The organism is Kitasatospora sp. NPDC096128, from assembly GCF_040303105.1.
In the GTDB taxonomy this organism is placed as follows: domain Bacteria; phylum Actinomycetota; class Actinomycetes; order Streptomycetales; family Streptomycetaceae; genus Kitasatospora.
In genome coordinates this window covers 1-19677 of sequence record NZ_JBEOSP010000061.1, presented here as the reverse complement: position 1 = coordinate 19677, position 19677 = coordinate 1, and the positions used below count along the sequence as shown (strand labels likewise).

General features: G+C 72.7%; 16 protein-coding genes and 2 pseudogenes. 4 read left to right on the top strand and 14 right to left on the bottom strand.

The features are described from left to right. Positions 1-12: 12 nt before the first annotated feature. From ABTY61_RS37940 to ABTY61_RS37925, 4 genes are all read right to left on the bottom strand, one after another. A complete protein-coding gene (locus tag ABTY61_RS37940) occupies positions 13-996 on the bottom strand; it encodes an Acg family FMN-binding oxidoreductase (RefSeq protein ID WP_350509760.1) in 984 nt (327 codons plus the stop codon). Positions 997-1195: 199 nt separating this feature from the next. After that, positions 1196-1873 carry a response regulator gene (locus ABTY61_RS37935; protein ID WP_350509759.1) on the bottom strand — a complete coding sequence of 226 codons (678 nt, stop codon included), beginning with the start codon at positions 1871-1873 and terminating at the stop codon, positions 1196-1198. A 225-nt stretch (positions 1874-2098) separates the two neighbouring features. Then, positions 2099-2701, bottom strand: coding sequence for a CBS domain-containing protein (locus tag ABTY61_RS37930; protein WP_350509758.1), 603 nt, complete (start codon positions 2699-2701; stop codon positions 2099-2101). Between the two features lie 9 nt (positions 2702-2710). Then, positions 2711-3406 (bottom strand): CBS domain-containing protein, encoded by a 696-nt coding sequence (locus ABTY61_RS37925; protein ID WP_350509757.1) that lies wholly within the window; start codon positions 3404-3406, stop codon positions 2711-2713. Between the two features lie 160 nt (positions 3407-3566). Here ABTY61_RS37925 and ABTY61_RS37920 point away from each other — a divergent pair, with 160 nt between their 5' ends. Further along, positions 3567-4979 carry an MBL fold metallo-hydrolase RNA specificity domain-containing protein gene (locus ABTY61_RS37920; RefSeq protein WP_350509756.1) on the top strand — a complete coding sequence of 471 codons (1413 nt, stop codon included), beginning with the start codon at positions 3567-3569 and terminating at the stop codon, positions 4977-4979. 15 nt (positions 4980-4994) lie between these two features. On the opposite strand, the gene ABTY61_RS37915 is transcribed toward ABTY61_RS37920, so the two are convergent. Next, complete coding sequence (locus ABTY61_RS37915) at positions 4995-5387, bottom strand: DUF202 domain-containing protein (RefSeq protein WP_350509755.1); 393 nt, start codon at positions 5385-5387, stop codon at positions 4995-4997. 157 nt (positions 5388-5544) lie between these two features. Here ABTY61_RS37915 and ABTY61_RS37910 point away from each other — a divergent pair, with 157 nt between their 5' ends. Continuing rightward, positions 5545-6783, top strand: coding sequence for a DUF2254 family protein (locus tag ABTY61_RS37910; protein ID WP_350509754.1), 1239 nt, complete (start codon positions 5545-5547; stop codon positions 6781-6783). A gap of 91 nt (positions 6784-6874) precedes the next feature. On the opposite strand, the gene ABTY61_RS37905 is transcribed toward ABTY61_RS37910, so the two are convergent. The 3 genes from ABTY61_RS37905 to ABTY61_RS37895 all read right to left on the bottom strand — a co-directional run bounded on the left by ABTY61_RS37905 (position 6875) and on the right by ABTY61_RS37895 (position 11236). Further along, positions 6875-8497, bottom strand: a complete 1623-nt coding sequence (locus ABTY61_RS37905; RefSeq protein WP_350509753.1) for a sulfatase family protein — start codon at positions 8495-8497, stop codon at positions 6875-6877. 125 nt (positions 8498-8622) lie between these two features. After that, a complete protein-coding gene (locus ABTY61_RS37900) occupies positions 8623-9930 on the bottom strand; it encodes a cation:proton antiporter domain-containing protein (RefSeq protein ID WP_350509752.1) in 1308 nt (435 codons plus the stop codon). Further along, positions 9923-11236, bottom strand: a complete 1314-nt coding sequence (locus tag ABTY61_RS37895; protein ID WP_350509751.1) for a hypothetical protein — start codon at positions 11234-11236, stop codon at positions 9923-9925. The genes ABTY61_RS37900 and ABTY61_RS37895 overlap by 8 nt, the downstream gene beginning before the upstream one ends. 388 nt (positions 11237-11624) lie before the next feature. Between ABTY61_RS37895 and ABTY61_RS37890 the strand changes: the two genes are divergently transcribed. Next, positions 11625-12452 carry a YhjD/YihY/BrkB family envelope integrity protein gene (locus tag ABTY61_RS37890; RefSeq protein WP_350509750.1) on the top strand — a complete coding sequence of 276 codons (828 nt, stop codon included), beginning with the start codon at positions 11625-11627 and terminating at the stop codon, positions 12450-12452. 57 nt (positions 12453-12509) lie between these two features. On the opposite strand, the gene ABTY61_RS37885 is transcribed toward ABTY61_RS37890, so the two are convergent. Together ABTY61_RS37885 and ABTY61_RS37880 are read right to left on the bottom strand one after the other, a co-directional pair. Continuing rightward, a complete protein-coding gene (locus ABTY61_RS37885) occupies positions 12510-12938 on the bottom strand; it encodes a DUF7144 family membrane protein (protein ID WP_350509749.1) in 429 nt (142 codons plus the stop codon). After that, positions 12935-13387 carry an STAS domain-containing protein gene (locus ABTY61_RS37880; protein ID WP_350509748.1) on the bottom strand — a complete coding sequence of 151 codons (453 nt, stop codon included), beginning with the start codon at positions 13385-13387 and terminating at the stop codon, positions 12935-12937. The genes ABTY61_RS37885 and ABTY61_RS37880 overlap by 4 nt, the downstream gene beginning before the upstream one ends. A 292-nt stretch (positions 13388-13679) precedes the next feature. Here ABTY61_RS37880 and ABTY61_RS37875 point away from each other — a divergent pair, with 292 nt between their 5' ends. Further along, positions 13680-14033 (top strand): hypothetical protein, encoded by a 354-nt coding sequence (locus ABTY61_RS37875; RefSeq protein ID WP_350509747.1) that lies wholly within the window; start codon positions 13680-13682, stop codon positions 14031-14033. Between the two features lie 917 nt (positions 14034-14950). On the opposite strand, the pseudogene ABTY61_RS37870 reads toward ABTY61_RS37875, so the two are convergent. From ABTY61_RS37870 to ABTY61_RS37855, 4 genes and pseudogenes are all read right to left on the bottom strand, one after another. After that, positions 14951-15424, bottom strand: a pseudogene (locus ABTY61_RS37870) (serine/threonine-protein kinase); the annotation flags it as partial. 318 nt (positions 15425-15742) lie between these two features. Further along, positions 15743-17158 carry a flavin monoamine oxidase family protein gene (locus tag ABTY61_RS37865; RefSeq protein WP_350509746.1) on the bottom strand — a complete coding sequence of 472 codons (1416 nt, stop codon included), beginning with the start codon at positions 17156-17158 and terminating at the stop codon, positions 15743-15745. A 545-nt stretch (positions 17159-17703) separates the two neighbouring features. Then, entirely contained in the window at positions 17704-18243 is a 540-nt protein-coding gene (locus ABTY61_RS37860) for a TetR/AcrR family transcriptional regulator (RefSeq protein WP_350509745.1), read from the bottom strand. A 307-nt stretch (positions 18244-18550) separates the two neighbouring features. Next, positions 18551-19677: pseudogene (locus tag ABTY61_RS37855) on the bottom strand (hypothetical protein); the annotation flags it as partial.

Genomic DNA, 19677 nt, shown 5'->3' with positions numbered 1-19677 from the left:
GCGGCATCGTCGTCATCCCTGATCCACGACATCCTTGGCTCCGAGGCGGGGTGTGGGGGCGCCCTCGGGGCCGTAGCCCAGGCGGATCAGGATCTGGACGTAGCCGGGGCCCCGGTGCGGGTCGCGTGCCTCCCAGCGCAGGTAGGGCCACTCCATGGCCTGGTGCAGCAGGGAGGCCCGTACCCCGTGGACGGTCGCGGCGAGCAGGACGTGTTCCAGGGCAAGGCCGGCCCGCAGCCAGTCCCGGGGCGTGTCGTGCTCGGTGGTGAGGACGGCGATGCGGGGCTCGGCTTCGAAGGTGGCGGGGGCTTGGTGCTCGGCGGCGTGGAGGGCGGAGAAGTCGCGCATCGGCAGGTGGCCGGACCGGTCCTGCGGGCCGAGCGCGTCGACCGGGATGCCGTAAGGCGGTGCGTCGCCGGTGCGGATCCAGCTGCGGCTCTCGGTGCGCTGGGCTTCGTCGGTGGTGTTGCGGCGTTCGGCCTCGGCGGTGAGGTGGAGCAGTCGGGCGGTCTCGTCATGGCCGGGCAGGTGGAGCACGGCGTCCTCGGAGCGGGCGGCGGCGGCGAGTTCGTCGAGGACGGCCGGGGGCACGGGCTTCGCGGCGAACGGTGTGCGGATGGTGTGCCGGTGCCAGATCGCCTCGTACAGCTTGTCCGTGCCCGGGAGCGGCGCGGCAGCCGCCGTGTCGAGCCGGACGGCGGCGAACAGATCCGGTTCGGCCGGGTCGGGCAGCAGGCGCACGTCGGGTGCCCAGCCGAGGTGGCGGGCGGCGATCCGCAGGTTGAGGACGGCCGCGCCGACGGAGATGTGCAGCGCCCGGCCCTGCGGGTCGGCGGCCGGGACGGCGCGGCTGCGGTCGGCCCGGACCTCCAGGATCGAGATGTCCGGCTGGAGCCGGAAGCGCCAGGGCTGGCTGTTGTGGATCGAGGGTGCGGCGACCGCCGCGGAGACGAGCTTCTCCAGCGCGGGGGCGTCGAGGGTGAGGGTGGTGGTCATGACCGCCTCCATGACGTCAGGCGGGCGGGTCGCCGCCGCCGCGCAGGGTGTCCATCCGGGTGCAGTACTCGTCGGGGTCGATCTCAAGCCGTGACGGGAGCTCCGTCACCTCCACCGTGCGGCCGGGGCCATCCGCGCCGCTTGGGCCGTTCGGCTCTACCTCAGGGCCCACCCGGGCTCCCGTCCGGGCCCTGTCGGCTCAGTGCGGGCGCTGGTGGTGCTGCTCGGACTCCTCCGCGTGGGCGGCGAGGACGGCGGCCTGGAGGCGGCGCTCGACGCCCAGTTTGGCGAGCAGTCGCGAGACGTGGTTCTTCACGGTCTTCTCGGCGAGGTAGAGCTCCTGGCCGATCTGCCGGTTGGTCTTGCCCTCCCCCACCAGGGCGAGGATCTCCCGCTCGCGCGGGGTGAGTCCGGCGAGGGCCGCGTCGGATTCGCTCTCCTCGTGGTGGCGCAGGCTCTCCATCAGCTTGTGGGTGGTGGCCGGGTCGAGCATCGACTGGCCGGAGGCGACCGTGCGGACGGCGCTGACCAGGTCGGCGCCCTTGACCTGTTTGAGGACGTAGCCGGCCGCCCCGGCCATGATCGCGTCGAGCAGGGCGTCGTCGTCGTCGAAGGAGGTCAGCATCAGGCAGACCAACTCGGGCATCCGGTCGCGCAGTTCCCGGCAGACGGTCACCCCGTCGCCGTCCGGGAGCCGTACGTCGAGAACGGCGACGTCCGGGCGCAGTGCGGGCACCCGGGCGAGGGCCTGGGCGCAGCTGCCGGCCTCGCCGACGACCTCGATGTCCTCCTCGGCTTCCAGGAGGTCGCGGACGCCCCGGCGGACGACCTCGTGGTCGTCCAGCAGGAACACCCGTACGGGCTGGGGCGTGTCCATGGCCTGCTCCCTGGGGTGCGCGGTGACACCACCGATTCTGCGCGTCCGCGCCGTGGGACGCACCGGGTCAGCCGCGCGGGACGACGGCGACCGGGCACCAGGCGCGGTGGATCACCGCCCGAGCGCCCGGCCGCGCGCCTCGCTGACCCCGGGCAGTCCGGGCGCCGTGTGCTGCGGCCGGGGCCAGGCGGACACCAGCCGCAGCCGGGCACCGCCCCGCCCCCGTCAGGCCGGGGCGGCGAGCCGCAGCTCGACGTCCGCCACGCCGGGCACGGAGCGCACCAGGCGCTCCAGGACAGGCCCGGAGACCGTGTCCGGCAGGCCGCCGCTCAAGGTGATCCGGCCGTTCTCGGAGCGGACGTCGGCGTCCACCGCAGCGGCGGGACCGAGGGTGGCGACCAGCTCGAAGCGGACCCGGTCGGCGAGTTCCCGGTCGTCCCCGAGGTAGACCTTCAACAGGTCGCCCCGGCTGACGATGCCGACCAGGTAATCCTCCTCGTCCACGACCGGGAGCCGCTTGAGGTGGCCGCGGGCCATCGCCCTGGCGGCCTCGCCGAGCGGGTTGCCCGGGTGCACGGTGACCGCCGGAACGGACATCATCCGCCCGGCCGTCAGCGCGTCGGCGCGCTCGCCGTCGCGGTCCCGGGCGAGGAGCAGGTCGGCCTCGGAGACCACCCCGACCACCCGGCCGTCCCCGGTCAGTACGGGGAGCGCGCTGACCTGCCAGCGCTGCAGGGTCTCCGCGACCTCGCGGAAGTCCGCGTCGCGGCCGACCGCGACCACGGCGTGGGTCATGACGTCGGCGACCGTGCTCGGTGTGCGGGTCATCGTGGCCTCCTACGAAGCGGCGCGGTAGGCGCGGGGGTGTTCCACGGCCGGATCGGTGTCGTCCTCGGTCCAGTCGAGGGTGTGGTGGACGGCGACCACGCCGTCCACGGCGCGGCAGAGCTGTTCGGCGATCGGGATCAGGCTGCGGCGCGGAAGCCTGCCCTTGAGCGTGACCACACCGTCGTGCACCGCCACCTGGACGTCACCGGGGGCGAGCCAGAGGGTCTGGCCGAGGACATCGTGGGTGATCTCCTCCCGGATGGCCGCGTCGTGGCGCAGGAAGACCTGGAGCAGGTCGCGGCGGCTCACGATGCCGACCAGGCGGCCGATCTCGTCGACCACGGGCAGGCGCTTGACCTTGTGCTTGTCCATGGCCCGAGCGGCCTCCGGCACCGACCAGCCGGGGCGGGCGGTGACGGCGGGACTGGTCATCAGGCCGCCGGCGGTCTCGGCCTCGGCGCGGGCGCGGTCGCTCGCGTCCAGCCAGCGGCCCGGGAAGCGTCCCTCCGGGTCCGGCAGAACGGCCTCCTTGCGGAGCAGGTCGGCCTCCGAGACCATGCCGAGCGGTCGGCGCTGGTCGTCGATCACCGGGATCGCGGTGATGTCGTTGCGGTGGAACAGCGCCGCGACCTCCTTGAACGGCGTGTCGGGCCGGGCGGTGACGACCTCACGGGTCATCACGTCGTTGACGCTGCGGTGCTGCATCGTCCTCACTCCTCCTCGGGTGGTCCCGCCTTCACTCTCCGCCGCACCGACCGCCGCCGGACAGGGCCGTACGGTCCCCGCAGACAGGGCCGATCCGGCCCAGGACAGCGCGACCGGGCGGCGGGAGCATGGGAGGACCCGTACCGCTCTGGAGGCGGCCATGACCACGGAAGCCCGCACACCCCGGCCCGGCCTGCTCACCTTCCTCGGCGGCGTCGGCACCGTCACCGGCAGCAAGTTCCTGGTCGAGACCGACCACGCCCGGCTGATGATCGACTGCGGCCTGTTCCAGGGCCTGGCCGAGCTGCGCCGCCGCAACCGGCGCCCGCTGCCGCTCGACCCGGCCGACGTACGGGCCGTGGTGCTCACCCACGCCCACCTGGACCACTGCGGCTACCTGCCGCGCCTCGTCCGGGACGGCTTCCGCGGCCCGATCCTCACCACCCCCGACACCGCCCGGATCGCCGAGCTGATCCTGCGCGACAGCGCCCACCTCCAGCGGGAGGAGGCGGACCACGCCAACGAGCACGGCTGGTCCAAACACCGGCCTGCCCAGCCGCTCTACGACGACAAGGACGTCGAGAACGCCCTGCGGATGTTCGACCCCGTCCCGTTGGACACCGACATCGAGATCACCGCCGGCATCGTGCTCCGGCTGCACCGCGCCGGACACATCCTCGGCTCCGCCTGGGCCCACCTGGTGCTCGAGGACGGCCACACCATCGCCGCCAGCGGCGACCTCGGCCGCCCCGTCCACCCGCTGCTGCGCCCGCCCGAAGCGTTCACCGGCGCCGACGTCCTGCTCATGGAGTCCACCTACGGCCACCGCCACCACGAGGAGACGGCCGCCCGCGAATGGTTCGCCGCGGCCCTGGAGCGCACCCTGGCCCGCGGCGGGACCGTCGTCATCCCGTCCTTCGCCGTCGACCGCACCGAGGTCGTCCTGCACCAGCTGACCGAGCTGCGCAAGGCCGGCCGCCTTCCCGCCCACGTCCCGGTGTACGTGGACAGCCCGATGGCGCTGGCCACCCTGCAGATCTACCGGGAGGCCTTCGCGGCCGGCTCCGACCAGCTGCGCCCGGACGTCCTCGCCGAGGGCCCGACCGCGCTGGATCCCGAGCCGTTCACCCTGATCCACTCGCTCCAGGAGTCACTCGCCCTGGACCACTCCCACGGCCCGGCCGTCATCGTCTCCGCCTCCGGCATGGCCACCGGCGGCCGCGTCGTCCACCACCTCGCCCGCCTGCTGCCCGACGCCCGCAACACCGTCGTCGTGGTCGGCTACGCCGCCGAGGGCACCCGCGCCCGGGACCTGGTGGACGGCGCCCGCGCGCTCAAGATGTACGGCAGCTACGTCCCGGTGCGCGCCGAGGTCGTCAACGTCCCCGCCTTCTCCGCGCACGCCGACGCCGGCGAGATCATCGACTGGCTGCGGCACGCCCCACCGCCCAGCGCGGTCTACCTCGTGCACGGCGAACCGGAGGGCTCGCAGGCGCTGCGCGACCGGATCGACCGCGAACTCGGCTGGACGGCCGTGGTGCCCCGCTCGGGCGAACGGGTGCTCGTCCGGTGAGGTGCACCGGCCCCGTCAGCGACCACCCGGGGACACCGCGATCACCGCGCTGACCACTCCCGTGAGCACGAGGAAGGCGGCGGTCAGAACAGCCTGCACAGGCACGTGCCCGAGGGGGAGTCCCATCCGCATGCGCTGCTGGCGGATCCGCCATTGGGCGTAGCCGAGCACGGTGGTGGCGAGCGAGAGCGCGGCCAGCAGGCAGGACAGTGCCAGCCGCAGCGCCTCCGGCACACCGGTGACCAGCTGAAGGACCGCCAGTGAGCTCGCCAGAAGTGCCAGGGCCGTTCGGCTCCACGCCAGGAAGGTCCGTTCGTTGGCCAGTGTCGCGCGGTAGTCGGGTTCCTGCCCCTGCGCCCACCAGGCTCCGGTCCTCCTGTCGTCGAGTCCGTTCGACTCTTCGGCCACTGGTACCTCCGCCTTCGTCCGAGCGTCTTGTCCGCCGCCGCCAGTCTGGAGTGCGGCCCGCCTGTCGCGCGCTTGCCGCGCCGCCCGGGACGGCCGAAGGTGGTGGTCACTGCACCTGGCAAGCTGCACCTGACGATGCGAGAGGACGGGGACGCCGGTGGATACCCCGCCGATCGGACCGTTCGCCCCCCAGGGCGCGGCCGGGCACCTGGTACGGCCCCTGCGCCGTCTGCGTGCGGGCGGCGCCCAGGTACTGGCGCTGGCTGCCGGTGCCGGCCTGGGGGTGGGGCTTCCCGGGATCGACGGCGGTCCGCGGATCGTCTCCGCACGGGTCGTCGAGATCCTCGGGGTGGTCGGCGTAGCGGTGCTGGGCGTGATCTCGCTGGTCTACTCCGTGCTGTTCCTGGTGGTGCAGTGGGCCGCCGCCACCTTCACCCCTCGGCTTGCGCTGTTCCGGCGCGAACCGCTGGTGTGGCGGGTCCTGGCGTGCGCCATCGGGCTCCTCGCCTACTGCATCACCGCCCTCCTCGCCATCGGCACCCGCCCCGAGGTCTCCGTGACCGTCCCGGCCGCCGCCCTGGTGCTGACCACGCTGACCCTGCTCCTGGTGCGCCGTCTGCAGGTCAGCGCCTTCCGGTCGATCCAGCTCGCCCACGTGCTCGCCGACACCGTGGAGCAGGCCCATCGAGTCGTCGACTCCTTCTATCCGGACGCCGTCGCAGAACGGGCCCGGCGCGTGCCGACGCCCCTGCCTCCGGTACGCCGCAGCGTCACGTGGCCGGGAGCAGCGGTGACGTTGGAGCAGATCGACCTGCGGCGACTGGTCGAAGCCGCCCGGGCGGCCGACTCCACCGTGGTGCTGCGGGTCGCGGTCGGCGCGACGGTGTACCCCGGCGACCCGGTCGCCGACGTGCACGGCGGCGGCGACCTGCCATCGTGGGAGGTGACACGGACCCTCATCGGCGGGCGTGAGCGGAGCTTCCACCAGGACCCGGTCTACCCGCTGCGCGTGCTCTCCGACATCGGCCTGCGGGCGCTGTCGCCCGCGGTCAACGACCCCGCGACCGCCGTGCAGACGCTGGACGCCATCGGGAGCCTGCTGTTGCGGCTGGTGACCACCGAACTGGCGGCCGCGTCGGTGCCGGACGGGCGGGGCAGCGTCCGAGTGGTGCTGTGCCTGCCCGGTTGGACGGAGTTCCTGGGCACCGGCCTCGACGAGATGTGCCGTGCCGCGGTGAACTCGCCGATGGTCCTGTCCCGTGCTCGCGACCTGCTGCGCCGGCTCTCGGCCGACGCGCCCGACGAGCGCCGGGCGCCGGTCGTGCTCCGGCTGGCCTGGGTCGAGCAGCAGCTGGCCGACCGGCACCCCTCCTTCATGCACCGGCCGGCCGGCTGACCCGCCTTGGCCCAGCCGCTCGGCGAGTCGTCCCGGAACAGGCCGCCGAGGGCCCGGAAGAGCAGCATCAGCCACAGAGGGGGATCTGCGGTCAGGGGCGCGCAGCGGCCCCGGCGGGGGCGGGCCGATCGGTGTCGCCGTGCCAGGTGGGCCAGCCGATCAGGCGGGGGCGCTCGGTGACCCAGGCGCGTGTGTCGGGGCCGATCTCGGCGCTGATGAGGTCCTCCAGCCGGCCGCTGTAGCGGGCGACGAGGTCGCGGTGGGCCGGGTCGGCGGCGAGGTTGCGCATCTCGTCGGGGTCTTCCACGCGGTCGTAGAACACCACGTCGTTCTGCTCGTGGAGCGCTTCGACGCTGGCGGGGCGGTTGGGGTTGAGCGGCGAGAAGTAGCGGCCGAAGGTGTACCGCTGGTCCATGTAACCGCGCAGGAACCCGCGCTTGTTCCAGTCCGGGCGCAGCGCTCCCGACTGGATCCGCTCGGGGGCCTGCGGGTCGGCGAACTCGAACCAGAAGCCGGCGTCCAGCGTGGTGATGGACTCGACGGCGGTGAGCACTCCCTCGCGGACCGCCGTGCCCTCCAGGACCGGTGCGAGCGAGTGGCCGTGCAGGGCGGGGAACCGGGTGGCGGTCGCCGCCCGGTCCAGCCCGGCGAACTCCAGGAGGGTGGGCGCGAGGTCGACGGCGGAGGCGAGCGCCGCGGTGCGGCCTCCGCCGGCCACGTCGGGGTGGCAGAGCAGGAAGGGGACGTGGAAGTTCTCGTCGTAGACCAGGTTGCCCTTCTGGCGCAGGCCGTGGCTCCCCGCCATCTCGCCGTGGTCCGAGGTGAAGACGACCACGGTCCGGTCGGCCTGGCCGGAGGCCTCCAACGCGTCGAGGACGAGTTCGATGCTGCGGTCGACGTCCCGGATGGCGTTCAGGTAGAAGTTGAGGCCGTCGTACCAGTGCTGGTCGTCGGCGACGGGCCCGAACACGGTGTCGAGCATCCGGGCGTACTCGCCCACCGCCGGTGCCGCGCCGGACAGGTCGTCCCGCAGGCTGGCGGGAAGGTCGAACTCCCAGCGGCGTTGGTAGAGCGGGACGTCGGCGGCCGCGCGCGCCACCACGGCGTGCGCGAGCCCGAAGGGCAACTGGACCTGGGGGGAACCCCCGTAGTCGAAGCTCATCACGTCGTGCGGGTTGACGAAGTTGACGGCCATGAACCAGGGCTGGTCGGGCGCCACGACCGGCGCCCGGTTGCGCAGCCATTTCACGGCCTGGCCGGCGATCACCGGGTCGATCTTGAGCCCGGCCCAGGCGCCACCGTCGATGTCACCCCAGTCGTTGAACTCGCTGAACCCGTAGGGTTCCAGGGCGTCGGTGGTCGGTCCGGGGTTCTGCGGCGTGATGTACGCGTTGGAGAGGTGCCACTTCCCCTGGTAGGTGCAGTAGTAGCCGGCCTGGCGCAGCATCGTGCCGAGGGTGCCCAGCTCAGGATTCAGTGGGCGGATGTAGGGCATGTTGTCGTTGTCGTAGATCTCGGTCAGCGGCAGGTGCTGGCCGGTGTAGATCACGGACCGCGCGGAGCTGCACATGGCCGAGGCGGTGTAGTACTGCTCGAAGGTGTGACCGCGTTCGGCGAGCCGCTCCCTGGCGGGAAGTGTGAAGCCCTCCGGACGCGGGATCGCGGCCCGCTCCTCGTCGGTGACGATCAGCAGGATGTTCGGACGACGGGTCATGGCCACCTGCTCTGTGCGCGCGGAGTGATGCGGTTCGTCGAATCTAGGTCAGGCCCTCGAAGGCACATCGCCAGGACGTGGCCCACCGGGGCTGACCGGGTGAGGTATGACACCGGACGGCGGACTCACTCCCCCGGTGAGCCGCTCGGGTCGACCCGTCGGCGCCGGATCGCGGGCGGCCTGCGAGCGCTCTCCCGCAGTCCCGGGTCGCGCTCGGCGGCGCGCTCGTACCAGCGCCCGTAGCGGTCCGAGAGCACCACCGCGGACACCCCGTGCAGGATCACGCTGAGACCGACGGTGACCGCGACCACCCGGCCGATCAGTTCCACCCCCGGGACGTGCTGCTCCGCGACCAGCAGCCCGAGCACGACCGAGGCCAGACCGCGCGGCCCGAACCACCCGATGTAGGCGACGGTGGGCGCCTTCAGCCCGGTCCTGGCGAGGGAGAGGGCGACCGGGACCATTCTGACCACGGTGAGACTGAGCAGGGCATAGCCGACGATGCGCCAGCTGAGGTGCTCCAGTGCCGGGCCGAGCAGCACGGCGCCGAAGACCAGCAGGCTGAGCAGGGCCAGCAGGTTGCCCAGGTCCTCGGCGAAGTCGGCGGTGTCATCACGGGCCGGCGCCGCCGGCCCGCTGCCGCGCATCGCGTACGCGAAGGCGAAACCAGCCACCCAGGCCGCGATGAAACCGCTTCCGTGGGTGACCGCGGCCAAGCCGTAGGACGCCGCGGCCACCGCGAGGACGAGGATCTGACGCCATTCCCTGGTGATCCAGCCGCGTTCGCGCGACCACTGCAACAGCCGGCCGCCACCTCCGCCGACCGCCAGGCCGAGGACGGTGCTGAGCAGCAGCGCCCTCCAGAAGGTCCCGTCGGCCCCCTCCTCGGCGTACGGGGTGCCGGGGATGGCCGCCAGGAAGAGTACGAAGAACGGCAGCACCATGCCGTCGTTGAGCCCGCTCTCCACGTTCAGTGCCTGGCGCACCAGCCCCGGCACCCGGGGGTTGGCGATCGCACTGCGGCCGAGCGCCGCGTCGGTAGGGGCGAGGACGGTGCCCACCAGCGCGAGCTCCCACCCGGTGAGCCCGGGCAGCAGCGGCCACGCCAGCAGCCAGCCCAGCGCGATGGTGGGCACCAGGCCGATGCCGAGCAGTCGGCCCGGTAGGGCGGCGCCGGTGCGCAGGTCCCCGGGGCGCACGGCCATGGCGTCGGTGAACAGCACCAGGGTCAGGGCGGCTTCCAGGAGGGTGAGCAGCGGTCCGCGGTCGTGTTGCAGGCTGATCAGGTCGAGGCCGACCGGCCCCAGCAGGATGCCGGCCCCGACGAACACGATGGCCGCGGACACCGGTGTGCTTGCCAGCCGTCGGGAGCCGAGCGCGTAGGCGGCGGTGACACCGGCCACCGCCACCCCTGCCCACCCGACGTCACTCACCGGTCCCTCGACTTTCGCCCACGCGTCCGGACGCGGCGAGCAGCGCCAGGACGGCGAGCACCGCGAGGAGCACCAGGACGAGCAGCAGTACGGTCAGCACGGTCGGGTGGTTCCACAGGGCGAACACCAGGGCCACGACCAGCACGGCTGCGAGGACGAACCAGCGGCGGTGGGCCTCGGCCCAGGTGCCGGCCCGTCCGGTGCGCACGCCGTGGGCGTCGCCCCAGCGGGCCGCGGAGTCGGCGGCGGCGTCCGCCCGGCCGCGGACGGCACGGGGGAACCGTCCCGCCCCGGACAGGTACGCGCCCAGCGCCACCACCACGCCGAGCACGATCGCGGTGCGCAGGCTGATCCGCAGGAAGTGGAGCAGCCTGTCGAAGATCGCCGCAGCCGCAGCCGGGGACTGCACGGCCGGGGGCAGATGGTCGAGGTAGTAGTGCCGGGCGATCACCAGGGCGATGGCCACCACCAGGCAGGCGCCGGCCGCACCGAGGGCGGTGGTCACCAGGGCCCGGCGCTTGCGCCAGGCCAGCAGGACGCCGATCGCGCCGAGCAGCACGGTGAGGACGGGCATCCAGTTGCCGACCACGTCGAGCGCGTGCGCGGCACCGCGGACCTTGGCCAGCTTGTCGGACTGGAAGAGCACCATCTGCTTGTTCACGTCGGGGATCTTCGCGGCCGGGGACACCCCCGCGGCCACCAGCTCGTCCTTCAGCCGGTCGACGGCCGCCCCGACGTCGAGGGTGACCGTGCCGTCGGTGACGCCGACCGCGCCCCGGCCGTGACCGGTGAGGGCTTGGACCACGGCCGCGTGGGCGGAGCGGTTGGCCTGCGTCCACACCGTCGCGAACGCGTCGCTGCGCACGACCTGCGTCGCGGCCTTGGTGACCACCTGGTCGACGGCGTCGTCCAGTTTCGGCCCGAGTGCCTTGACGGCGGAGGCGGCCCTGGGGGGCAGGCCCTGCGACTGCAGCCAGGCGGCCAGGTCGGAGGTGACCGCCGGGCCGTCCACCTTCACGTCCACCGCTCGGGTGAGCCGGTTGACCGCGGCGTCCTGGACGGCGGGGTCGGTCGCCAGCGGCGCTACCGTGGCGACGTACCGGTCGGTGTCCAGCGCGATGTCGTGCACCCAGACGGTGAGCAGCGAGACCGGCACCAGGATGCAGGTCAGCGTGATCAGCACGGCCGAGACCGTACTCATGACGATCCGCCCGGCCTTGGCGGGACGCCCGACTCCGGAGGGCGAGCCGCCGTTGCCCGTCTCGCCCGTCCCCCGCGCGGACGGGGGCTCTGGCGGCTCGTTCATCGGATCTCCCAGCACTCCGGGCGGCCGTGGCACCGCTGACCACCATTGCCCCGTAGACCCGGGCCACCGGCACCCGGGGGTGGTCCGTCCGGAGGAGGTACGGCCGTATGGCCGCGCCCTCCCGGGGAGGCCTCGCCCGGGGTGCGCCCCGGGGACCGGACCCGCCCCCGGCAGGTGAGAGCCCGGGGCCGTTTCGCCGAACGGCGGGCCGCCCGACATGCCGAACACCAGCGCGCGGCCCAGTGTTGGACGGAACCCGGAGTGCGGGCGCCGGCGACGGACCGCAGCGGCGGCCGGAGGTGCCGCCGGCGATCGGAGGGATTGCGCAGTGGCGGAACAGCGTGGTCAGCCCGGGCGCGCTCGCTGGATCCGTGCCAGATCCGCCTGGTTGCGGGGGCGGACGGCCACCCTGCGCGACGCCCCGTTCCCGCGCCGGCTCGCGGGGCAGCTGATCCACGTCAACGTCCTGGACACCGCCACCCGTCTCGCGGCCCAGACGTTCCTGACCGCCATCCCGGTGCTGTTCGTGCTGGCCACTCTGATGCCGCAGGAGGTGCGCAGCAGCGTCTCGGACTCCCTGCGCACCGTCCTGGGGCTCCGGGGTGCCTCGCTCGACGAGGTGAAACAGGTGCTCCAGACCGGCCAGACCACCACCTCCGATGCCTTCGGCGCCGTCGGAATCGTGGTGACCCTGCTCTCGGCCACCAGTTGCAGCCGCATCCTGCAGCGTCTGTGTGAACGAAGCTGGCACCTGCCCCACCTGGCAGGGCGCCTGGCGGCATGGCGATGGCTGGCCTGGCTGCTGGTGTGGCTCACCGCCCTGACCCTCCAGGGGCGGCTACGGGCCGGATTCGGGGCGGGCGACGGCCTCGGGATGGTCCTCTACCTGATCACGGCCACGCTGCTCTGGTGGTGGACGCAGCATCTGCTGCTCGGTGGCCGGGTCCCCTGGCTCCCTCTGCTTCCGGGGGCCGTGCTGACCAGTGCCGCGCTGACGGCGCTGGCCTGGACATCGCGGCTCTACATCCCCCACTCGCTGAACCGCAGCGTGGCCCAGTTCGGCCCGCTCGGCATGGTCTTCACCCTGCTCAGCTGGCTCATCGTGATGTTCACGGCCATCACCCTGGGGATCGCCGGCGGGTACGTGGTGGCGTGCCAGGGCCGACTCGCCCGGCTGCTGGGGACCCCGAAGCCGGGCCCGGCGGACGAGGAATGACGGTCCCCGCACGGCCGCGGCCGTGCGGGGACCCGGAACGGTCGTCGTCCGGGGCCGTCAAGCCTCCTTTCTGGTCGTTCCGACGCACAGTGCCCAGATGACGAAGGCGTCGATCGCGATCAGGACGATCGCCCAGAAGGGGTAGTAGGGCAGCCACAGGAAGTTGGCGATCATTCCCAGTCCGGCGACGACGACACCGACGGCACGGGCCCAGGCGGCGCCGCTGAACAGCGCCACGCCCGCCAGGAGGACGACGACGCCGAGGATCAGATGGATCCATCCCCATCCTGTGGTGTTCATCGAGTACACGTAGTGCCGGGTGACGATGATCAGGCTGTCCTTGGTGATGCCGGCGATCCCCTGGAAGATCGCCATGATGCCGCCGGCGGTCAGCATGATCGCCGCGAAGATCGTCCACCCGGTCGCAAAGGGGCGCGGTTCGGGGACCCGGGTGGTGCGGGGCGCTTCGGTGGCGCTGCTGGTCATGACACGGACTCCTTCGGTAACGGCCGCCTGGCCCGGAACGGGAGACGGGAAGCGGGAGAGGGGAGAGAGGAAAGACCGGTTCGGAGAGGCTCCGGGGAGAGGGCGGCCGCCGGGCTCCGGACCGGCGCCGGTGGAGCCGACAGGAGATCGGCGACCCGGAGCAGGGCGAGGATGCGCTGGAACCCCGGCCGGATGCCGATGAGACGGAACTCCACGTGGTGGCCGCAGCAGACCCGGCGGGCCTGGAGGAGGGCTCGCACACCGGCGGCGTCGCAGAAGGTGAGGCCCTCGACGTCGAGGTCCAGCCGGTGCGGACGAGCCTCGAGGGCCCGGACGACGACATCGCCCACGAGCGCCGTCGTCGCGATGTCGAGTTCGCCTTCCAACGACACCGACACGGTGTCCCGGCACGTCCTGGCCCTCGTGCGGAGTAGGTCGTCGTCTCTCATCACGATCGCCCCGGAAGCTCGGCTGGCGGAAGGCCTCGGAACGGAGGCCCTACGTCCACCGTAGGCCCGGGCCTGTCATCCGGCCGTGGGCCGCCCGGACCACGTCGATGGTCCGAACGACCTTTACCCGTGAGGGATTTGACTCCGCTCGGGAGCGTCACCGTCACACACGGTCCCACTGCCGTCCAACCCACGATGTATGGGCCGAACGGCCCATGGCGCCCGGGCCGTCTTCTGTGAGCGTCGGAAGGGAGGGATCGTCCCACCACACCCACCGAAGGAGGCGAGACCAATGCCCGGCATCCACCACCGGAGATCACGTCTCACCGTCGCGCCCGGCTCCACCGAGCTCGGACGTGTCGACTGGCTCGTCCTCGGTTCCTCGGCGCTCGTCGCCGGCGCGGTCGCGCACGCGTTGTCGGGCGTCGTCGCGATCACCAAGGACATGGTGCGCGCCGCTCCCCGGCGTGCGTCCGTGTCGGACCGCACCGCGCCCCCTGCCGGCTCCGACGTCAACGAGCGGGACGGCTGGATCCTCATCAGCAGCCTGTTCGTCATCGTCGGCGCGATCGCGCACACCGTCGCGCGCGTCGTCGAGAGCACCAAGGCGGTCGTGCACCCGACCGGCCCGCAGCCGCGCCGGTGACGCCCACGACCGCCTCCCGCGTCCCGGGGCGCCGTGATCGACGGCATGCCCCGGTCCCTCCTGGAGCAGTACGCCGAGCTGCGCGGCCGCACCCTCGCCCGCGGCCTCACCGCACGGGCCGGGGCGTGAACGGGCCTCGCCACCACGAGTCGGCCGGGCAGCCACCGAAAGGCGCGGCCGGCCGGACCGGCGGCCGTCATCACGTCGATCCCCGAACCGACCGAGTTCCAGATCACCGGCTGAGCCCTTCGAGACCGCCGACCACGGACCTCCTTCAGTAACTCTCCGTTATCGTCGGCGCAGGGCGGTTGGCGAGGCCAACCGGATGTGCCACCTCCCAGTTCCGTGGAGATGATCACCTGGCTCACTGCCCGCCGCCTGCCGCCTGCCGGATCAAGGTAAGAATGCCGCCGAACGTCACCGCCCTGACCACAGCAACCGCTCCGACTGCACAGTCCCCCTCCCCCGCCAGGACCGTGAAGCTCGCGCCCCTGGTCGCACTCACCTTCGTGCTGCTCTACCTCCCGTTGGCCAGGCGCCGCCGCCTCGCGGGCACAAGAACTGACATTGCGTCAATTCTGTGACGAGAACTGCTGCATGCTGCCCCTGCCCGGCCGGCGGCGGGGCCGAGCGGCGGATCAGTCAGGCCGAACGCCGGTAGTAGGTGATGGAGAGTCTGACCGGGCCGTCGGTCGTGGCGGTGGCGAGCGTACGGACGACGGCGACGTCCTGGCCGCCCGAGGCGCGGACGCAGAAGCTGCGGTCGGCGCGCAGTGTGGTGAACGGCAGGGCGGAGGCGGGCTGCGTTTCGATGCCCTTGAGGCAGTCGACGAGGGTGAGGGGACCGGCCGGCGGGACGTACGCGTCGCCGTCCTCCTGGATGTAGAAGGCACCGGCCTGACGAGCCAGGTACCAGGCGCCACCAGGACATTGCCGGGCTTGAGGTCGCGGTGGACGACACCCGCCGCGTGGATCGCCTGCAGGGCCTCGGCAATGCCGGCGAACAGCAGCAGGACCGTGCGCTCCGGCAGCGGACCGTGGCGCCGGACGACCTGCTGGAGGGAGGGACCGGGCACGAACGTGGTGGCCAGCCAGGGGGAGGCGGCGTCGATGCCGGCGTCGACGACCTGGGCGGTGTAGAGACCGTGGATCCGCCGGGCACTGGCGACCTCCTGGGCGAACCGGTGCCGGAACCCGGCGTCCTCCGCGAGCTCGGGCCGCACCACCTTGAGCGCGACCGGACGCCCGCCGGGGGTGTACGCGAGGTAGACGCGGCCCATCCCGCCCGCACCGAGCCGCGCGCGGAGGCGGTAACCCCCGACCTCGCCGGGGTCATCGGGGGCGAGTGCCTCGAAGGCCGAAGGGGAGGCCCTGAAGGGCTGCGTGGTCATGAGGGCTCCAGCAGGTGGTGCGGTGGGGACGGGGACGCGGTGGCACGGGCGGCAAGCTGCGGAGCCCCGGGGGCACGCCGGCGGCCGGAACCGCACCGGATCGTGTGCGGCCGCGATCACTGCCATGAGGGCGCGTTCGGGCCGGCCGCAGGGTTACCGCCGGACGCCCCCGTCGGTGCGTTCGGGGGTACGCGCCGACGGGGGCTGCCGTCCCGCAGGCCGCAGGGCGACCGACGGGGTCCTGGTGGACGGCTCCCGGATTGTCCCCCGTCGCCCGCACGAGGGGAGAACGACCCGGGGTTCGGACAGGCGGCGGTGTCAGCCGGTGATCTCCTTGGCCGCGCGCAGGCCCGACCGGTAGGCGCCGTGGACGGTGGCGTAGTCCTTGCGGTCCGTCGCCTCTCCGGCGAAGTGCACCCGGCCGTCCACGGCCGCCGCGAGCTGGTTGCGCATGTCGGACGTGGCACCGAGCTTGGTGAACGAGTACGAGCCGCACGCGTACGGGTCGGAGGCCCAGCGCGTGATCTGGTAGTCCGTCGGCTGGGGAATGTTGCCGCCGTAGATCGTCTTCAGGGTGCTCATGGCACTGTCGACGATCTGGGCGTCGCTCCAGCCCTCGATGGTGCGGCCGACGTCGCCGGCGTTGAAGCCGAGCAGCACCGGCCGGCCGGTGGGCCGGGCGACGTTGATCCACTGCGCCCACTGCCCGTACTTGGCCATGTCCGGCACGTACTCCAGCCAGTCGGTGTCCGCCCAGAACACCTTGGGGAAGCGCAGGTAGCACTTGTCGAGGACACCCGAGCCGAGCTTGCCGATGGCGGTGGTCTTGTCCTTCGGCAGGCCGGGGCCGAACTTCACCGCCCCGCTCTGCAGGACGCCCAGCGGCAGCGTGACCACCACGTGGTCGGCCTGGAAGGCGCCCTTGTCGGTGGTGACCGTCACACCACCGGAGTTCCAGTCGATCTGCTGGACCACCTGCCCGGTCTGCACCGACAACCCCTTGGCGAGGTAGTCGGTGATCTGCCCGTAGCCGCCCGGGAACAGGACGTCCTTGCCCTTGATCTTCGCATCGTCGTCGAAGTACAGCGCCGACATCTGGTCGACGCTGCCCGAGTACTCGTGCTCGTAGTCGTTCAGCGCGAAGGACACCAGGGCCTTGTCGGAGTCCGAGAGCTTGGACCAGCCCACCGCGTCCTGCACGACGCTGCGGACCGAGGCATCATCGTCATCCTTCTTCTGGAAGGCGGACAGTGCGTTGGCGGCAGCCTTGCGCCAGCGTTCGAGCGCCTGGGCCTGGGCGCCCTCGATCTCAGGGCCGGTGGCGAGGTAGTCGGTGACGCTTTCGAGATCGGTCACCACCGTCTTCGCGCCGGCCTTCTTGGCCAGATCGGTGATCGGGTTGCCGTCGATGCCGTGGATCCAGGACGCGCCGAGGTCGAGCGGTGCGTCGGCCCACTTCTGGCTGGTCCAGATCCGCCCGCCGATCCGGTCGCGCGCTTCGAGCACCGACACCTCGTGCCCCCGGTCGGCCAGGTCACGCGCGGCGGCGAGACCACTGATCCCGGCGCCGACGACGATCACCTTCTTACGCCCGGACGGACCCGGCGTCCCGCTCCCCTCGCCGTCTCCCCCGTTGTCGCCGTTGTCGCCGCAGGCGGAGAGGGAAGCGAGGAGGGCGAGACTGGTCACGCCCAGGCCTGCGCTCCGCAGGAAGTGCCGTCGATGCATCGTCATAGCCGTCAACCGATCTGCGTTCTGACACGGGCCGGGACGAGGATGTCGCCGAACGCTCCGTCGCGTCCGTAGGTCCGCCCGCGGGTGAGGAAGCCTCGCAGGCTTCGAAGGGGCCCCTCCGGTCGGGGACGGCCTCCCGCCCTGTCGTCCTCCCAACCGGTGTAACGCCGGTGGGATGCCGACCTGCGGCAACCCGCCCCGCCAGCAAGTGGGGCCGATGCAGCAAAGGATACTTTGAAACATCAGTGTGTCAATAGAGGCATTGGAGGCTGCGGCAAGGCCGTGGCCGCCCACGAGCAGCCCGTTCTCATGGCCCTGGCCACCGGGAGCGTTGACCACGGCGAGGCGCAGCTCGTCCCGGGTGGCGTCCACGCCGACGCTCGCCCCGGCGCCCGAGGTGCACTTCTGGGCATGGGCGGGCCGAGGCGATCGCGGGGCTCTCAGTGGCCTACGTCGTACTGCGGGGCGCGCCGGTCGGGCCGGCGCCGCCGGTCACTCCTGCGGCCGAGGCGTGAGAGCCCGAAGCCGGCGCACCGGACGCCCGGTCAGGCGGCCGCGCCGCGGAGCAGGATCGCCGCGATGAAGTCCGGGGCCTGGCGGGTGCCCATGGAGCCTTCGAGGGTCAGCTCCCAGGCGGTCTCGGACAGGCCGCAGAAGGTCGAGGCCAGCCAGACCGCCGGCATGTCGTTGCGCAGCAGCCCGGCGTTCTGGCCGCGTTTGAAGAACTCCACCGTGCGCCCGAAGACCGAGTCGGCCCGCCTGCTGGCCTCGGGCACGCCCAGGACGTCGGGTTCGACGTAGACGAGGTTCCACAGCTGGGCGAACGGCGGGTACTCGGCGACCAGGGCGGCGAGCACGTCTTCCACGGGAGCGGTGTCGGCCTCGGCCCGGGACAGGGCCCGGTCGCAGTCGTCGAGGATCTTCCCGGCCATCGCCTGGACCAGGTCCTGGCGGGTGGGGAACAGCCGCACCAGGGTCGCCCGACTGATGCCCGCCCGCTTGGCGATGACCTGCATGGACGCCGCCCGGTCCTTGGCCAGGACGGGGATGGCCGAGTCCAGGACCTCTGTCGCGTCGGTACGCATCGCCGAGCCATCCCCCAATGCTTCTATTGATACATTGATGCCCCAATGTATTCTCTGTAGTATCAACTTCATTGTACTGAAGAGAGGGACGCGCCGGGGACCAGCATCAAGTCCCGTCACCCTGAAGGAACCCGCGCCGAGCCGAAACGCCCGGCCAACCGGGGCGTCCCCATCGAGCCCGAACCCGGCCCGATCACCATGCCGCACCCGACGGGTGAGGAACCGGGTTCGGATCACACGACGAAGCGGGCAGGCACCCTCTGTCGGAGCGTCAGTCCGCACCGAAGGCGCCCGCGCAATGGACCGTTCACGGGGTCGCGACGATGAGGACGCAGCCGCCTGCGCCGTCGGTCCCGTTCGTGCCGTCCTGTCCGTGCCGCTGTCCCAGCCTGCCGCCGTTGCCGCCGTTGCCGCCGCTTCCGCCGTTGCCGGTCCCTGCGGGGCAGGCCCCGGTGACGGCGGCGGGCAGAGCGATGGTCCCGCCGCCTCCGCCGGCCTGGCTACCTCCGTCGACGGGGCCGCCCGCGGTGCCGGTGTAGACGGTCGGGACGGCGTTCACGCCGGCGGCGGTGGCCGCGCAGACCGGTTCGGTGCCCTGCCCGCCGCCGGTGGCCTGGACGAAGCCTGCTACGCCGCCGGCCCCGCCGCCCTGACCGGCGGGGCTGCCCGCCGTGCCGTCACGGCCGAGGTTGTTGACGGAGCCGTGGCCACTGGCCCCGCCGCCTCCGCCGGGGGCGAGTACCTGCAGTCCGCCGGGCCCGGTGACGGCGGCGGCCTGCCCGCCGCTCCCCCGCTGACCGGCGCGGCCGGCGGTGCCGCCGCTGCCGCCCGATCCGCCCGCGGAGGCGCCGGGGACGGTGATGTCCAGGACCGTCCCCGCCTGGAGCCCGGTGAACGTGCAGGTGAGGGCGACTGCCGCGCCGCCGCCCGCGCCACCCTGCCCCGCAGGGCCGGCAAGGTAGATGCTGCTGTAGTCCTGGCCGCCGCCGCCACCGCCACCGCTGCCCGCCGCGCCGACGGCCGAGACGGTCAGCGTACCGGTCCCGGCGGGGACGGTGTACTGGGCCTCGCCGGGCGCGCAGACCGACGCCGTACCGTTGGTCGGACAGGACAGGACGGCCGTGATCAGGACGCATCCCGACTCACCGTCGCTCAGGAAAAATCCACCTAGGAGTTGGTCCGCAGCCCCTCCGGAGCCGGCTCCGCCGCACTGCGGGGCGAAGCCCGCGGGGGAGATCGTCCCACCGCTGCCACCGCTGAAAGCGGATCGCCCGGCGGTGCTGGTGGCAGCGGGCCCCGGGACCGCCGTCAGCCCATTGCCGGACGCGACACAGGTCGGCGAGGTGCCCGGCTGGCCGCCCTGCGCGTCCAGGCCGTTCGCGCCGCCGTTCGCGCCGCCGCCCGCGCTGCCGCGCGCGCGGCCGCCGGTGCCGG

Coding starts and splice junctions, on each gene's coding strand:
- ABTY61_RS37940 (WP_350509760.1), bottom strand. CDS start 996: ATGACCACCACCCTCACCCTCGACGCCCCCGCGCTGGAGAAGCTCGTC.
- ABTY61_RS37935 (WP_350509759.1), bottom strand. CDS start 1,873: ATGGACACGCCCCAGCCCGTACGGGTGTTCCTGCTGGACGACCACGAG.
- ABTY61_RS37930 (WP_350509758.1), bottom strand. CDS start 2,701: ATGACCCGCACACCGAGCACGGTCGCCGACGTCATGACCCACGCCGTG.
- ABTY61_RS37925 (WP_350509757.1), bottom strand. CDS start 3,406: ATGCAGCACCGCAGCGTCAACGACGTGATGACCCGTGAGGTCGTCACC.
- ABTY61_RS37920 (WP_350509756.1), top strand. CDS start 3,567: ATGACCACGGAAGCCCGCACACCCCGGCCCGGCCTGCTCACCTTCCTC.
- ABTY61_RS37905 (WP_350509753.1), bottom strand. CDS start 8,497: ATGACCCGTCGTCCGAACATCCTGCTGATCGTCACCGACGAGGAGCGG.
- ABTY61_RS37895 (WP_350509751.1), bottom strand. CDS start 11,236: ATGAACGAGCCGCCAGAGCCCCCGTCCGCGCGGGGGACGGGCGAGACG.
- ABTY61_RS37885 (WP_350509749.1), bottom strand. CDS start 12,938: ATGACCAGCAGCGCCACCGAAGCGCCCCGCACCACCCGGGTCCCCGAA.
- ABTY61_RS37880 (WP_350509748.1), bottom strand. CDS start 13,387: ATGAGAGACGACGACCTACTCCGCACGAGGGCCAGGACGTGCCGGGAC.
- ABTY61_RS37875 (WP_350509747.1), top strand. CDS start 13,680: ATGCCCGGCATCCACCACCGGAGATCACGTCTCACCGTCGCGCCCGGC.
- ABTY61_RS37865 (WP_350509746.1), bottom strand. CDS start 17,158: ATGACGATGCATCGACGGCACTTCCTGCGGAGCGCAGGCCTGGGCGTG.
- ABTY61_RS37860 (WP_350509745.1), bottom strand. CDS start 18,243: ATGCGTACCGACGCGACAGAGGTCCTGGACTCGGCCATCCCCGTCCTG.